Here is a 14,729-nt window from a genome sequence, read left to right as displayed (position 1 = left end):
CAAACCGGGAAACTGCCATGTCGCCCATTTCCAACTTCGCCCGCACTGCCCTCGCCTGCGCCGTGGCCGCCCTGCTCGGTGGCTGCGTGATCGCCGGCGACGTGCGTCCCTACCCGACGATGGCACCGATCCAGCCGATCACGCCGCCGCAGGCACAGCCGACCGCGGGTGCCATCTATGCCGCCGGCCCGACCCTGCAGCTGTATTCGGACCGCCGCGCACGCGATGTTGGCGACCTGCTGACCATCACCCTGCTGGAAAACACCACCGCGCAGACCAGTGCGAATACCGCAACCAACAAGGAATCGAACCTGAGCCTGGGCACGCCGTCCATTCTCGGCGCGCCGGTCACCCTCGGCGGCAAGGACATTCTGAGTGCCACGGCCAAGGGCGCGCGTGACTTCACCGGCAAGGGCAACAGCGCGCAGAGCAACCGCCTGCAGGGCAGCGTCACGGTCACCGTGGTCCAACGCCTGCCCAACGGCAACCTGGTAGTACAGGGGCAGAAGAACCTGCGGCTGAACCAGGGCGATGAACTCGTGCAGGTGCAGGGCATCGTCCGCCCGGGCGACATCAGCCAGGACAACACCATTCCGTCCAGCCGCGTGGCCGAAGCCCGCATCGTCTACGGCGGCCGCGGCCCGGTCGCGCAGTCCAACGCGATGGGCTGGCTGAGCCGCTTCTTCAACTCCGGCCTGACGCCGTTCTGAGTATGGGCATGAAAGCTCTCTTCTCTTCAACGTGGCAGCGACGCATGGCGTCGCTCTACGGATCATTCTTCCTTCTGCTGGCAATGGCGGCCCCGGCCAGCGCCGAGCGCATCAAGGACCTGGCCCAGGTCGGCGGCGTGCGCGGCAATGCACTGGTGGGTTACGGCCTGGTGGTGGGCCTGGATGGCAGCGGCGACCGCACCAGCCAGGCACCCTTCACCGTGCAGAGCCTGAAAAACCTGCTTGGCGAGTTGGGCGTGAACGTGCCGCCGAACGTCAACCCGCAGCTGAAGAACGTGGCCGCCGTGGCGATCCACGCCGAACTGCCGCCGTTCGCCAAGCCGGGCCAGCCGATCGACATCACCGTGTCGTCGATCGGCAATGCGGTCTCGCTGCGCGGCGGTTCGCTGCTGATGGCGCCGCTGCGTGGTGCCGACGGCCAGATCTACGCCATCGCCCAGGGCAACCTGATCGTCGGCGGCTTTGGTGCGCAGGGCAAGGATGGTTCCCGTGTCTCGGTGAACGTGCCCAGCGTCGGCCGCATTCCCAACGGTGCCACGGTTGAACGCGCCCTGCCCGATCCGCTGGCCAACGGCGGTGACATCACCCTGAACCTGCACAACAATGACTTCACCACGGTCTCGCGCATGGTCGCCGCACTCAACAACGCCTTTGGCGAAGGTGCGGCGCGTGCGGTCGACGGCGTGACCGTGGCGGTCACCGCCCCAACCGATCCGGGCGCACGCATCGGCCTGCTGGCGCGCATCGAGAACCTCGAGCTGACCCCCGGCAGCGCGCCGGCCAAGGTGGTGGTCAATTCGCGTACCGGCACCGTGGTCATCGGCCAGCAGGTGCGCGTGGGACCGGCTGCGATCTCGCATGGTTCGCTGACCGTGACCATCCAGGAAAACACCAACGTCAGCCAGCCCAATGCCCTGTCCGGCGGCCGCACCGTGGCCAGCCCGCAGTCGACCATCACCGCCACCAACGACGGCAGCCGCATGTTCAAGTTCAGCGGCGGCACCACCCTGGACGAGATCGTGCACGCGGTGAACGCCGTGGGCGCAGCACCAGGCGATCTCATCGCGATCCTGGAAGCCCTGAAGCAGGCCGGCGCCCTGAGTGCCGAGCTCGAGGTGATCTGACATGCGCATCAATCCCGCATTCGATCTGCACCCGGCGCAACAGAACGATCCGGCCAGGATCGACAAGGTCGCGCGCCAGCTGGAAGGCCAGTTCGCGCAGATGCTGGTCAAGAGCATGCGTGACGCCAGCTTCGGCGACTCGCTGTTCCCCGGCGAAAACAAGATGTTCCGCGAGATGTACGACCAGAAGATTGCCGAGGCGATGACCCGCGGCAAGGGCCTGGGCCTGTCGGGCATCATCAGCCGGCAGCTGTCCGGCCAGGCCGCCGAGGGTCCGGCGCTGGATACCCGCGTGGACCCGGCCAAGGCCAGCCGTGCCTACCAGCTCAATGCACCGGCCAAACCGGCACCGTCGCTGCCGCTGGAAGACGGCAGCCAGGCCGTGCGTCTGCTGCAGCAGATGGCCGCCGGTGCGCAGCAGGGGGCACAGGCGGCTGTCGCGCCGTTGGAGCAGGCCCTGGACCTGATCGCCGGCCGTGAGAGCAGCAGCATGCACCGCTCGCTGGGCACCGAAGATCCCTACATCGGCAGCCTGCAGGGCGAGGACTGGGCTGCCAACAGCGACCAGTGGTCGGCCACCGCCAGCAATCGCGGCACCGCGATCAGCCCGGCCGATGCAATGGCCACCCGTACCGCCGTCGCCCAGCTCGGCGAGCACACACCGGAAGGCTTCGTCGCCAGTATCTGGCAGCACGCGCAGCGTGCGGCCAAGGAACTGGGCGTGGATGCCCGCGCCCTGGTCGCCCAGGCGGCGCTGGAAACCGGCTGGGGCAAGCGCCACATCAAGCACGCCGACGGCAGCACCTCGCACAACCTGTTCGGCATCAAGGCCAATGGCTGGAACGGCCAGCGTGCCGTGGCCGGCACCCATGAATACGTCGATGGCGTGCGCCGCAACGAGACCGCCAGCTTCCGCGCCTACAGTTCGCCGGCCGAGAGCTTCGCCGACTACGTGCGCCTGCTGAAGACCAGCCCGCGTTACCAGCAGGCCCTGCAGGCCGGCACCGACGTGCAGGGCTTCGCCCGCGGCCTGCAGCGCGCCGGCTATGCCACCGATCCGCGCTATGCGGCCAAGATCGCCGCGATCGCCGGCGGACCGACCATCGAGCGCGCCGTCAGCGCCGTCGCCGATGCCGGCTCGCGCCTTGGCCAGACCTTCGCCAGCACCGCAACCGCGGCGCTGGGTATCACTCGTCGTTGAGGAACCCCATGTCCAGCGTACTTTCCACCGGTACCGGTGCCCTGCTCGCCTTCCAGCGTGCGTTGGCGACCACCAGCCACAACGTGGCCAACCTCAATACACCCGGCTACAGCCGGCAGAAGGTCAACTTCGCCACCGCCGATCCGCAGAACTACGGCTATGGCACGGTCGGCAACGGCACCCGTATCACCGACATCCGCCGCACCGCCGACCAGCTGGCGATCTCGCGGCTGCTCGACAGCAGCGGTGAACTGGCGCGCCTGAAGCAGCTTTCCAGCATGGCCGACCGCGTCAACGCGCTGGTCTCCGATCCTGCCACCAACGTCTCCGGCGTCTGGTCGAACTTCTTCGATTCGGTCAGCGGCCTGTCCTCCAATGCCTCCGGCACCGCCGATCGCCAGAACATGCTCGACGGCGGCAAGGCCCTGGCCAACCGCTTCGTGCAGCTCAACACCCACCTGAACAACCTCAACAGCGAGGTCAACAACGGTCTGCTGGCCGGTGCCACCGAGATCAACCGGCTTGCGCAGGAGATCGCGCAGATCAACGGCGCCATCGGCACCAACATCGCCACGGCTGCACCCGACCTGCTCGACCGCCGTGACCAGCTGATCACCCAGCTGATCGGCTACACCGGTGGCACGGCGGTGATCCAGGACGGCGGCATCATGAATGTCTACACCGCCGGCGGCAACGCCCTGGTGGTAGGCACCACGGCAACCAAGGTCACCACCGTGGCCGACCCGTACCAGCCCGAACGCCTGCAGCTCGCCCTGGAGACCCAGGGCAACACGATCCGGCTCGACCCGAAGGCGGTCGGCGGCCAGATCGGTGGCCTGATGGAGTTCCGCGACACCGTGCTGACCCCGGCCCAGGCCGAACTGGGCAAGCTGGCCGTGGGCCTGGCCGAGACCTTCAACCAGGCCCACCACCAGGGTGTTGACCTGTACGGCAAGATGGGCGGCGATTTCTTCAACATCGGCAACCCGCGCGTCACCGCCAACAACAGCAATACCGGCACTGCCAGCCTCAGCGCGACCTATGGCGACCTGGGCAAGCTGGACGCGCAGAACGTGGTGCTGCAGTTCGATGGCACCAACTGGAAGGCCAGCCGGGCCGACACCGGCGCCAGCGTGCCGCTGACCGGTTCCGGCACCGCTGCCGACCCGCTGATGATCAACGGCGTCAAGCTGGTGGTCGGCGGCACGCCATCGGCCAATGATCGCTTCCTGCTGCAGCCCACTGCAGGCGTGGCCGGCAGCATGGAGATGGCCATCACCGATCCGTCGCGCATTGCCGCTGCGGCTGCGGTCAAGGGCGCCGCCGCGACGGCCAACACCGGTACCGGCAAGCTGAGCGGCGTGACCGTGACCGATGCGAGCAACGCCAACCTGCGCAACCCGGCGGCCATCGTGTTCACCTCGGCCACCACCTACACCATCGATGGTGGCCCGCCGCAGACCTACACCCCCGGCCAGACCATCAGCGCCAACGGCTGGAGCTTCGTGCTGGACGGTGCGCCGAAGGTCGGCGACACCTTCAACATCACCCCGACGCCGGCCGGCTCCTCGGACAACAGCAATGCCGCCAAGCTGGCCAAGGTCGAGAGCGCCAAGGCGTTCAACGCTGGCACGGTGACGCTGAACGGCGCGCTGGGTGGCCTCACCACCCAAGTCGGTGCCGCGGCCCGTTCTGCCGAGTACTCGCTGGACGCCCAGCTGGTGATCAACGACAAGGCGCAGGAAGCGCGCGATGAAGTGTCCGGCGTCAACTTGGACGAGGAGGCCGCCGACATGCTGCGCCTGCAACAGGCCTACCAGGCGGCCTCGCAGCTGATCTCCACCGCCGACAGCATGTTCCAGACCATCCTGGGAGCCGTCCGCCGATGAGCAGCCGCATCTCCACCAGCATGATGTACAACCAGTCGGTGTCGCTGATGATGGCCAAGCAGGCCAAGCTCAGCCACCTGGAGCAGCAGATCGCCACCGGCAGCAAGATCGTCACCGCCAAGGACGATCCGGTGGGCGCCGGCGCTGCGGTCGGACTGGACCGCAGCCTGGCCGCACTGGACCGCATGAAGCTCAACGCCGGCAACGTGCAGAACCGCCTGGGTGTGCAGGAAAACACCCTGGCACAGGTCAACGATCTGATGGGGCGGGTCAACGACCTGACCATCCAGGCCAGCAACCCCGCGTTGAGCGCGGCCGACAAGAAGATGCTGATCACCGAGCTGAACCAGATCCGCGACGGCCTGCTGTCGCTGGCCAACGCCGAGGACGGCACCGGCCGCTATGTGTTCGGCGGCACCAACGATGGTGATCCTCCGTTCGCCAAGATCGACGGCAAGGTGGTCTACCGCGGTGACCAGACCCAGCGCCAGATCGAGGTTGGCCCCGACACCTACGTCCGCGATGCCCTGCCCGGCAGCGAGATCTTCATGCGCATCCCCACCGGCGATGGCTTCGTCGATGGCGGTGCCGCCGCCGGCAACACCGGCAACGGCGTGCTGACCAACATCACCCGCGATGGCAGCGACAGCTGGAACAGCCAGAGCTTCAGCGTCCGCTTCACCGCCGCCAACCAGTACGAAGTGCTGGATGGTGCCGGCAATGTGACCGGCACCGGCACCTACAAGGCCGGTGATGATCTGGAAGTGAACGGCGTACGCCTGCAGATCACCGGTGCGCCTGCCGCAGGCGACAGCTTCAACGTGAAGCCGGCGAGCAGCCGCGACATCTTTGACACCATGGACAAGCTGATCGCCGCACTGGATGCCGACACCGGCACCACCGCGAAGATGAGCGCCCAGCAGAACGAACTGCAGAGTGCATTGCGTGACGTGGCGCGCGCGTCGGAGCGGATGATCGATTCGCGTGCGGCCGGTGGCGCGCAGCTGAAGGCACTGGACAACGCCGCCGACATGCGCGAAGCCAACAGCGTGACGCTGAAAACCACGCTGTCGCAGATGCGCGACCTGGACTACGCCGATGCGCTGAGCCAGTACCAGTTGCAGAGCACCGCGCTGCAGGCGGCACAGACAATCTTCTCGCAGATGCAGTCGATGTCGCTGTTCAACAAGATCGGCTGACAGCGCCCCCGCCTCAGCCCCGAAAGGCCGCGATGCTTGCATCGCGGCCTTTTTCGTTTCCGTGGCCCGTTGCCGCGAAGCATTCCAGACAGCGCTCGGCGGATTTTCCGTGATTACCCATCAAGCCCGGCCCACCCCGCCGATACCTTCATCAGCGCTGGTTGGGCCTGCCCAACCGCCCCTTCCGGGGGCGCCTTCACGCCCTTCGGGGTTGGAAAACCCCGGAAAAACAGCCTCCGGCAACGAATTACGACTTCAACGGAATTCACGGCTAAAGGTTGTTGACAAAGCGCCGTTATTCATTTGGCAACGGCGAAGCACACAGCCACACAAAAAAACCGGCGGCGCTTCGTTTCATTCACCAACGGGTTCCATATAAGAGGAGACGACCCCATGGCACAGGTAATCAACACCAATACGATGTCGCTCAACGCTCAGCGCAACCTGAGCACCAGCGGCAACTCGCTGGCCACCACCATCCAGCGCCTCTCGTCCGGCCTGCGCATCAACAGCGCGAAGGACGACGCCGCCGGCCTGGCGATCTCGGAGCGCTTCAGCACCCAGATCCGCGGCCTGGACGTGGCCATCCGCAACGCCAACGACGGCATCTCGCTGGCCCAGGTCGCCGAAGGCTCGCTGAGCGAAGTCGGCAACAACCTGCAGCGCATCCGCGAACTGGCCGTGCAGGCCTCCAATGCCACCAACTCCAGCAGCGACCGCAAGGCCCTGCAGGCCGAAGTGACCCAGCTGGTCAGCGAAATCGATCGCGTCGCCAAGCAGAGCGACTTCAACGGCACCAAGCTGCTGGACGGCTCGTTCACCAGCCAGCTGTTCCAGGTCGGCGCCAATGCAGGCCAGGCCATTGCGATCAACAGCGTGGTGGATGCAAAGGCTGAATCGCTGGGTGCCACCACCTTCGTCGATGCCGGCAGCGCCGCCCTTGCTGACGCAACCGTCGATACCGCGGCCGGCAAGCTGGCCAACATCACGGTTGGTGGCGTCAGCATCGGCGACGTCACGTTCGACTACACCGCCCCGCCGGGCGCACCGGCCACCCCGGCCGAGATCGCTGCGGTGCGCAAGGTCAATCAGGACAACGCCACCAAGGCATTGGCTGCCGCCCTGAACGGCAAGATCGGCGAAACCGGCCTACACGCTGCGCAGTCCACCACCCCCGGCGAAGTCACCCTGACCTCGGTCAAGGCCGACAACACCGTGGCTGGTGTCACCGTGAAAATTGGGCCGACCGCGACCGCAACCGCCCTGAACGCCCCCGCCGCCGGCACCACCGCCTCTCACGTAGCAGATATCAAGATCGACACCGTTGCCGGCGCACAGCAGGCACTGGAAGTTGTCGACAAGGCTCTGGAATCGGTCAACAGCGTGCGCGCCGACCTCGGCGCAATCCAGAACCGCTTCACCTCGGTGGTGGCCAACCTGCAGACCTCCTCGGAGAACCTGTCGGCCTCGCGCAGCCGCATCCGCGATACCGACTTCGCCAAGGAAACCGCCGAACTGACCCGCACCCAGATCCTGCAGCAGGCCGGTACGGCCATGCTGGCCCAGGCCAACCAGGTACCGCAGAACGTGCTCAGCCTGTTGCAGCGCTGACATGAGCCGCCCCCGGGGCACGTCGGGGGCGTCTAACCCAACTCACGTGCAACCGCTCAAGGACCTCTCCTCATGGCACAAGTCATCAACACCAACACGATGTCGTTGAATGCTCAGCGTAACCTGAGCACCAGCGGCAGCTCGCTGGCCACCACCATCCAGCGCCTGTCCTCCGGTTCGCGCATCAACAGCGCCAAGGACGACGCCGCTGGCCTGGCGATCTCCGAGCGCTTCGGCACCCAGATCCGCGGTACCGACGTGGCCATCCGCAATGCCAACGACGGCATTTCGCTGGCCCAGGTCGCCGAAGGTTCGCTGACCGAGATCGGCAACAACCTGCAGCGTATCCGTGAGCTGTCGGTGCAGTCGTCCAACGCCACCAACTCGGCCAGCGACCGCAAGGCGCTGCAGGCTGAAGTGACCCAGCTGGTCAGCGAAATCGACCGCGTTGCCAAGCAGTCCGAATTCAACGGCACCAAGCTGCTGGACGGCTCGTTCTCCAGCCAGCTGTTCCAGGTGGGTGCCAACGCTGGGCAGGCCATCGCCATTGACAAAGTGGTTGATGCAAAGAGCGACTCCATTGGTAACTCTGCCTTTGCTGCCGATGGCTCGCTGACCATTGCAGCAGCTATGGATCTTTCCTCTGGCAAGATCTCCGGACTGGAAGTTGGCGGCATCAAATTGGGCGATGTTACGTTCGATCAGGGGACCGGAGCCGATGCGACCGCTACCCAAGCTGCTACCGTCCAGAATGCTCTGACCGCTGTTTCTGCTGCCATCAACTCGAAGATCGGTGAAACTGGCGTGCATGCTGCCCAGGCTACTGACCCAGCAACTGGAGCAGCGGTCGCAGGCAAGATCACCCTGACTTCTGTCAAGGCTGATCTTGATGCCGCTGGCCTGGCAAAGACTGCCGTGTCTGGCACACCCACGGATATCACTGCCGTTCAGATTGGCGCAACGGGCAGCACGGATACCAAGATGACTCTGTCGAGCCTCGATATTGGCAGCGTCGTTGGCGCCCAACGTGCTCTTGAAGTTGTTGACAACGCTCTGGATTCAATCAACAGCACCCGCGCCGACCTCGGTGCCATCCAGAACCGCTTCACCTCGGTCGTCGCCAACCTGCAGACCTCGACGGAAAACCTGTCGGCCTCGCGTAGCCGCATCAAGGATACCGATTTCGCCAAGGAAACCGCCGAACTGACCCGCACCCAGATCCTGCAGCAGGCCGGTACGGCCATGCTGGCCCAGGCCAACCAGGTGCCGCAGGGCGTGCTCAGCCTGCTGCGCTGATCTGCACCTTGATCGACCACCGGGCGGCGGCTGAACTGCCGCCCGGCTCCTGAAATACGTACCACCTTCGCCAAAGGAAAAGCACCATGGCACAAGTCATCAACACCAACACCATGTCGTTGAACGCTCAGCGCAACCTGAGCACCAGCGGCAGCTCGCTCGCCACCACCATCCAGCGCCTGTCCTCCGGTTCGCGCATCAACAGCGCCAAGGACGACGCCGCAGGCCTGGCGATCTCCGAGCGCTTCGGCACCCAGATCCGCGGTACCGACGTCGCCATCCGCAATGCCAACGACGGCATTTCGCTGGCCCAGGTCGCCGAAGGTTCGCTGACCGAGATCGGCAACAACCTGCAGCGTATCCGTGAACTGTCGGTGCAGTCGTCCAACGCCACCAACTCGGCCAGCGACCGCAAGGCGCTGCAGGCTGAGGTGACCCAGCTGGTCAGCGAAATCGACCGCGTTGCCAAGCAGTCCGAATTCAACGGCACCAAGCTGCTGGACGGCTCGTTCTCCAGCCAGCTGTTCCAGGTGGGCGCCAACGCTGGTCAGGCCATCGCCATCGACAAGGTTGTTGATGCCACCACCGCAAAACTCGGCGCGTCCACGTTCGCAACAGGTACGCTGGCCTCCGGTGGTGCCGCCGCGATTGCGGCCGACACCACTGTCAGCGGAACCATCAAGGTTGGCACTGCGACCATCAAGCTGGATTCCGTCGAGGTCAAGGCTGGCGCAACCGAAGCTGAGCGCAACAAGGCCGCAGTTACCGCCATCAACTCCAAGCTGGGCGAGACCGGTATCCTCGCGGAGATCGACAAAACTGGCGCGATCAACGTCACGCAAGTGAAGGAAGGTGTTGCGCTTGCTGATGCTGATATAGCTCTGAAGCTTGGCACGGCGGATGCATTTGACCTCACAGCGACCACACCCGCTCCTGCCGCAGAACACCTGCAGGATCTCGATGTGTCCACCGTAACCGGCGCACAGAAGGCCATGGCAATGGTCGACAAGGCACTGGATTCGATCAACAACACCCGCGCCGACCTCGGTGCGATCCAGAACCGCTTCACCTCGGTCGTCGCCAACCTGCAGACCTCGACGGAAAACCTGTCGGCCTCGCGTAGCCGCATCAAGGATACCGATTTCGCCAAGGAAACCGCCGAACTGACCCGCACCCAGATCCTGCAGCAGGCCGGTACGGCCATGCTGGCCCAGGCCAACCAGGTGCCGCAGGGCGTGCTCAGCCTGCTGCGCTGATCCACGGCAAGAAGGTGCTGCTACCGTCGGGTCAAACCGACGGTAGCAGCAACCCGGAAGTCACGATGCACGAAGGCGCGGGCCATGCCCGGCCCGGGACCACTCCCGAACCGGCTTGGCATCGCCCGCTCCTGCGGACCTCTCTTTCAGCGCTGTACCTTTGACTGTACGTACCGGGCGGCTTCGTCTCCCCCCGATTGTCAGTAGCCTGTGCCCTCCCCTGCATTGGGGGAGGGTTTTTTGCAGACTCCCGGCAGCCCGCGGTGATTCCCCCCGCACTCTGCCCCAACCCTCCTGCAACCTGCGTGCCAGAACCTGCGCCAGAGCATTGGCACGGCGCATGCATCAACGAAGTCCTCAAGACCCAGCGGCGCAGGCCGCTATTTTCGTTGACGACGGGCCAGCGCCTAGCGGCCAGGCCCGATACCAGGAGAATCACATGGCAAGCTTTGGATACGGTGGCATCGGCTCGGGCCTGAACATTTCAGACATCGTCAGCCAGCTGGTGGCGGCCGACCGCAAGCCCGCCGACAACGCGCTGAACCTGCAGCAGTCCAAGGCCAAGATGCAGCTGTCGTCAATCGGCACCGTCACCTCAGCCTTTGACAAGCTGAAGACCGCATTGACCGCACTGAAGGCCACGACAGCTTTCGACACCCGCACCGTAACCGCCACCGGCAAGGCCGGCCCCAACAATGCCGATGATGTGCTGTCGGCGTCGGTGGCACTGTACGACCAGGGTTTGACCAAGGCGGCAGCCGCCAACGGCACGCACCAGGTAGAGGTGAAATCCCTCGCCACGGCACACAAGCTGATTGCCAACGCCTCGGTGCCCAAGACCGACACCTTCGGCGCCGGAACCTTGACGCTGACCGTTGGCGTGGGCGACAAGGCAAAGACGATGAAGGTCGAGGTGGAGGCCGGCGATACGCTGACCACCGTGCGCAATAAGATCGACGCCGCAGGCCGCAAGGAAGGCGTGCAGGCGACTCTGATCGCTTCGGGTGACAACCAGTACCTGTCGATCGCCCAGGAGAAGACCGGCGCCGCCAATGCGATCAAGCTCGAATACGGTGGCAGCGACCCGAAGTTGAGCGCACTGGTTGGCAGCCTTCAGGAGAACACCGCGGCCGCCGATGCCGAGCTGACCATTGATGGCGTCACGGTAATCAGCGACAGCAACACCGTGACCGATGCCGTACCAGGCCTGACCCTGAACCTAAAGGTCAAGGGCAAGAGCACGGTCGTGATCAGTACCGACACCACTGCAGCCACCAAGGTGATGCAGGACTTCGTCAAGGCGTACAACGATGCGATCGCCGCCATCAATACGGAGACCAAGTACGACGCCAAGACCAAGGAAGCGGCGACGCTGACGGGCGATGCGCAGATGCGCGGCGCATCCAGTCAGCTGCGTTCGATGATGGGCGCTGTACTGAAGGACCTGTCCGCGGATGGATTGGATCCGAAGAAGCTCGGCCTGCAGACCCGTGGCTATCCCAATGCCGACGGCAGCCTGGTGCTGGACGCGACCAAGTTCGCCGCAGCGCTCGCCAGCCAGCCTGAGAAGATCCGCTCTGCGATCACTGGGGATACCGGCGGTGCCGGCAAGCTCTACACCATGGTCGATGGCTACGTCAGCACGACCACGGGCAAGGAAGGCGCCTTCGTCGCCCGTACCAAGGGCCTGAACACCACGCTGGACAACATCGACAAGCGACGCAAGGACCTGGACGTCCGCATGAAGAACGTCGAGGAGCGCTACAAGAAGCAGTTCCTGGCCCTGGACAGCCTGATGGGCAAACTGCAGCAGAGCAACACCGCATTGCAGCAACAGCTGGCACAGCTGAACCGCTAAAGGACTGCGTGCAACGCTCAAGTTTGGCGTGTAACGCACCGATAACGGACGCAACAGCAATCAACGCCGCACCGCCGGCCACGGTCCCCACGACCACCCGACGGCACCCAGCGCAAGGAGAATCACGAATGTACGGTTCCAGCCGTCAATATGCCGAGCAGTACCGCCAGGTGGGAGTGACCAGTGCGGTTGCCGACGCCGATCCGCACAAGCTGGTGGCGATGCTGCTGGCGGGCGCGCTGGAGCGCGTACGCCGTGCCCAGGCCAGTCTTGAGCGTGGCGACCAGGCCGGAAAGGGCAAGGCGATCGGCGAAGTCTGCGCGATTGTCGGCCACCTCAACGGCTCGCTGGATCACGAAGCCGGCGGCGAGATCGCCGGCAATCTGTCGGCACTGTACGACTACGTGTTGCAGCGCCTGACCGAGGCCAACCTGCACAACGACCGTGCCGCGCTGGATGAATCGCTTCAACTGCTGGGCGAGATCGACAGCGCCTGGAATGCGATCCCGCAGGAACAGCGCCGCCCGGCCGCGGTGGCGCCATGAGCCTGCACGAACTGCACGCCCAGCTGGATGCCTTCGAGAAGGCCCTGGGCGAAGAGTCCCTCGACCAGGCCGACAGCCTGCTCGACGGCCACGACAGCACGCTGCATGCGCTGCTCAGCCAGCCGCTGGCCGCCACCGACCACGCACCGCTGGCTGCGCTGTTCGATCGCCAGCAGAATCTGCTCGGCCTGCTGCGCCAGCGCCGTGATGCGGTGGCAGCACTGATGAATGACGGTCAGCGTTCCCTTCGCGCAGCGCATGCCTACCTGCAGGCAGAATCGCTGGCATGACCCAATTGCCGACCACGTCACTGCACCACCCGGCTGAAAGCGAGCTGTTCGACGAGACGCTCAGCTGCGAGCTGGCCCTGCCGGCCGAGTTCCAGGCAGGCAGCGCGGCCGGTCGCACCAGCAGCGCCGAAGGCCTGCTGCGCAGCCTGGCGCTGGTTGAAGACAGCCGCGTTGACGAACATGACGACCGCAATGAGGCCAGCCTGCAGTTGCAGCGGCTGGAGGCCAAGCTGGATCTGGCGATGGTGCTGCTCGGCCGGCTGGTACGCCAGCAGGGCCAGGAACTGACCCTGCGCCCCGTGCGCTGGTCGCGCCGCGGCATCCGCCTGCAGCTGGGCCCACGCAGTGGCGCCAGCCCCGGCCAGGCCGGCGTGGTGCGCCTGCAGCCCAGCGATTGGCTGCCCGACCATATCGACCTGCCGGTGGAAGTGATCGCCGAAGCGGCGGACGGTGGCGGCGGTCACTACCTGTGGCTGCGTTTCCAGCGTCTTGGCGATGGCCTTGAGATGGCAATGGAGCGGCACTTGTTCCGCCTGCACCGCCGCCAGGTGGCCGAGGCGCGCCGCGCCCGCTGAAACCTGCCACCATCACGCTTTGCGGGCAAGCCTTGGCGCGCCCGTTCAGCTAAGTTAAGGTGGACTCCCCTACACGGATCTGTTGCGTGCCTGTGCGAGTTCTCATCGTCGACGATCACACCCTCGTCCGCGCCGGCCTGGCGCGGCTGCTGCAGGGGTTTGCCGACGTGCAGCTTGTTGCCGAGGCCAGCAACGCCGAGCAGGCACTGCAGCTGGCCCTGCAGCAGGCACCGGATGTGGTGCTGATGGACCTCTCGCTGCCGGGCCGCACCGGCCTGGAAGCACTCAGCGACATCCGCCTGCGCGCGCCCGGTACCCGGGTGGTGATGATGACCATGCACGACGATGCCGCTCACGTGCGCGATGCGCTGGATCGGGGCGCGGTCGGGTTCGTGGTCAAGGATGCAGCACCGCAGGAGTTGGAACTGGCGCTGCGCGCCGCGCACGCCGGCCAGGTGTTCCTGAGCCCGCAGATCTCCGCCAAGATGCTGGCCCCCATGCTGGGCCGCGAGAAGCCCACCGGCATCGCCGCGCTGTCGCCGCGCCAGCGCGAGATCCTGCGCCGCATCGGCAAGGGTGAGAGCAACAAGGAAATCGCCGCCGACCTCGGCATCAGCGTCAAGACGGTGGAGACCCACCGCGCACGCATGATGGAATCGCTCGGCTGCCGCCGCGCCAACGATCTGCTGCTGCTGGCCGCGCGCCACCAGCACGAGCTGGAGTAAGCGCGAGCCTCGGCGGCGCGAAACGATGGCTGGGTAGAGTGGGCTGTTGGTAGAGTCGACTGCCAGTCGACTTGCGCGCGGAGCGCGGGACTTTTCCTTGGCCTGATCGGAGAGCAGTCGACTGACAGTCGACTCTACCGGTGATCGTCTCTATCGACAGCCGACGCAGCCAACCCGCACCCAGCGACGAATTCCCGTCACCCTGACACTCCCCGGCAGGAATCCGTACACGGCGCAGCCCGATCAATCCGGGCCTTGCACCGGAAATCAGCAACTTAGCAGCGATCATCGTCAACAATCCGCGTCGATGTAGGGAATGCCCCTACACCCCGTCAGGACATTCACCAAGCCCCTCAGGAACCCCCTGATTCCGCCCCCGCCGGATCAAAAGCAAGATGCGTTCCACAAGGCGCCGGGGAGCGGCGCCGG

General features: G+C 65.4%; 13 protein-coding genes. All 13 read left to right on the top strand.

From position 1 onward, the window contains the following. The first annotated feature begins 17 nt into the window (after positions 1-17). Positions 18-710 carry a flagellar basal body L-ring protein FlgH gene (flgH, locus tag BN1263_RS05370; RefSeq protein WP_058980042.1) on the top strand — a complete coding sequence of 231 codons (693 nt, stop codon included), beginning with the start codon at positions 18-20 and terminating at the stop codon, positions 708-710. Positions 711-712: 2 nt separating this feature from the next. Next, complete coding sequence (locus BN1263_RS05365) at positions 713-1,855, top strand: flagellar basal body P-ring protein FlgI (protein WP_144435327.1); 1,143 nt, start codon at positions 713-715, stop codon at positions 1,853-1,855. Between the two features lies 1 nt (position 1,856). Beyond that, a complete protein-coding gene (gene flgJ / locus BN1263_RS05360; RefSeq protein ID WP_058980040.1) occupies positions 1,857-3,056 on the top strand; it encodes a flagellar assembly peptidoglycan hydrolase FlgJ in 1,200 nt (399 codons plus the stop codon). Positions 3,057-3,064: 8 nt separating this feature from the next. After that, positions 3,065-4,945, top strand: a complete 1,881-nt coding sequence (flgK, locus tag BN1263_RS05355; protein WP_049436366.1) for a flagellar hook-associated protein FlgK — start codon at positions 3,065-3,067, stop codon at positions 4,943-4,945. After that, positions 4,942-6,144 (top strand): flagellar hook-associated protein FlgL, encoded by a 1,203-nt coding sequence (gene flgL / locus BN1263_RS05350; RefSeq protein ID WP_058980038.1) that lies wholly within the window; start codon positions 4,942-4,944, stop codon positions 6,142-6,144. Before flgK ends, flgL begins: the two co-directional genes overlap by 4 nt. Positions 6,145-6,537: 393 nt before the next feature. Further along, positions 6,538-7,755 (top strand): flagellin, encoded by a 1,218-nt coding sequence (locus tag BN1263_RS05345; protein WP_058980035.1) that lies wholly within the window; start codon positions 6,538-6,540, stop codon positions 7,753-7,755. A gap of 72 nt (positions 7,756-7,827) precedes the next feature. Beyond that, a complete protein-coding gene (locus tag BN1263_RS05340) occupies positions 7,828-9,051 on the top strand; it encodes a flagellin (protein ID WP_058980034.1) in 1,224 nt (407 codons plus the stop codon). An 86-nt stretch (positions 9,052-9,137) separates the two neighbouring features. After that, positions 9,138-10,307 (top strand): flagellin, encoded by a 1,170-nt coding sequence (locus BN1263_RS05335; RefSeq protein WP_058980032.1) that lies wholly within the window; start codon positions 9,138-9,140, stop codon positions 10,305-10,307. A gap of 439 nt (positions 10,308-10,746) precedes the next feature. After that, positions 10,747-12,165, top strand: coding sequence for a flagellar filament capping protein FliD (gene fliD, locus BN1263_RS05330; protein ID WP_010485908.1), 1,419 nt, complete (start codon positions 10,747-10,749; stop codon positions 12,163-12,165). 128 nt (positions 12,166-12,293) lie between these two features. Beyond that, the gene (gene fliS / locus BN1263_RS05325; RefSeq protein ID WP_021201753.1) at positions 12,294-12,710 is read left to right on the top strand and encodes a flagellar export chaperone FliS; all 417 of its coding nucleotides are present in this window, start codon (positions 12,294-12,296) and stop codon (positions 12,708-12,710) included. Next, complete coding sequence (locus BN1263_RS05320; protein ID WP_021201752.1) at positions 12,707-13,000, top strand: hypothetical protein; 294 nt, start codon at positions 12,707-12,709, stop codon at positions 12,998-13,000. Before fliS ends, BN1263_RS05320 begins: the two co-directional genes overlap by 4 nt. Continuing rightward, positions 12,997-13,575 (top strand): PilZ domain-containing protein, encoded by a 579-nt coding sequence (locus BN1263_RS05315; RefSeq protein ID WP_019659609.1) that lies wholly within the window; start codon positions 12,997-12,999, stop codon positions 13,573-13,575. The genes BN1263_RS05320 and BN1263_RS05315 overlap by 4 nt, the downstream gene beginning before the upstream one ends. Positions 13,576-13,667: 92 nt before the next feature. After that, on the top strand, positions 13,668-14,300 hold the full coding sequence (locus BN1263_RS05310; protein WP_058980080.1) for a response regulator: 633 nt from the start codon (positions 13,668-13,670) through the stop codon (positions 14,298-14,300). Positions 14,301-14,729: the final 429 nt, after the last annotated feature.

The organism is Stenotrophomonas thermophila (assembly GCF_001499715.1).
Taxonomy (GTDB): domain Bacteria; phylum Pseudomonadota; class Gammaproteobacteria; order Xanthomonadales; family Xanthomonadaceae; genus Stenotrophomonas; species Stenotrophomonas hibiscicola.
This window is presented reverse-complemented; position numbering and strand designations above follow the sequence as displayed.

Coding starts and splice junctions, on each gene's coding strand:
- BN1263_RS05335 (WP_058980032.1), top strand. CDS start 9,138: ATGGCACAAGTCATCAACACCAACACCATGTCGTTGAACGCTCAGCGC.
- flgK (WP_049436366.1), top strand. CDS start 3,065: ATGTCCAGCGTACTTTCCACCGGTACCGGTGCCCTGCTCGCCTTCCAG.
- BN1263_RS05365 (WP_144435327.1), top strand. CDS start 713: ATGGGCATGAAAGCTCTCTTCTCTTCAACGTGGCAGCGACGCATGGCG.
- BN1263_RS05340 (WP_058980034.1), top strand. CDS start 7,828: ATGGCACAAGTCATCAACACCAACACGATGTCGTTGAATGCTCAGCGT.
- BN1263_RS05315 (WP_019659609.1), top strand. CDS start 12,997: ATGACCCAATTGCCGACCACGTCACTGCACCACCCGGCTGAAAGCGAG.
- BN1263_RS05345 (WP_058980035.1), top strand. CDS start 6,538: ATGGCACAGGTAATCAACACCAATACGATGTCGCTCAACGCTCAGCGC.
- flgL (WP_058980038.1), top strand. CDS start 4,942: ATGAGCAGCCGCATCTCCACCAGCATGATGTACAACCAGTCGGTGTCG.
- BN1263_RS05320 (WP_021201752.1), top strand. CDS start 12,707: ATGAGCCTGCACGAACTGCACGCCCAGCTGGATGCCTTCGAGAAGGCC.
- flgH (WP_058980042.1), top strand. CDS start 18: ATGTCGCCCATTTCCAACTTCGCCCGCACTGCCCTCGCCTGCGCCGTG.
- fliS (WP_021201753.1), top strand. CDS start 12,294: ATGTACGGTTCCAGCCGTCAATATGCCGAGCAGTACCGCCAGGTGGGA.
- fliD (WP_010485908.1), top strand. CDS start 10,747: ATGGCAAGCTTTGGATACGGTGGCATCGGCTCGGGCCTGAACATTTCA.
- flgJ (WP_058980040.1), top strand. CDS start 1,857: ATGCGCATCAATCCCGCATTCGATCTGCACCCGGCGCAACAGAACGAT.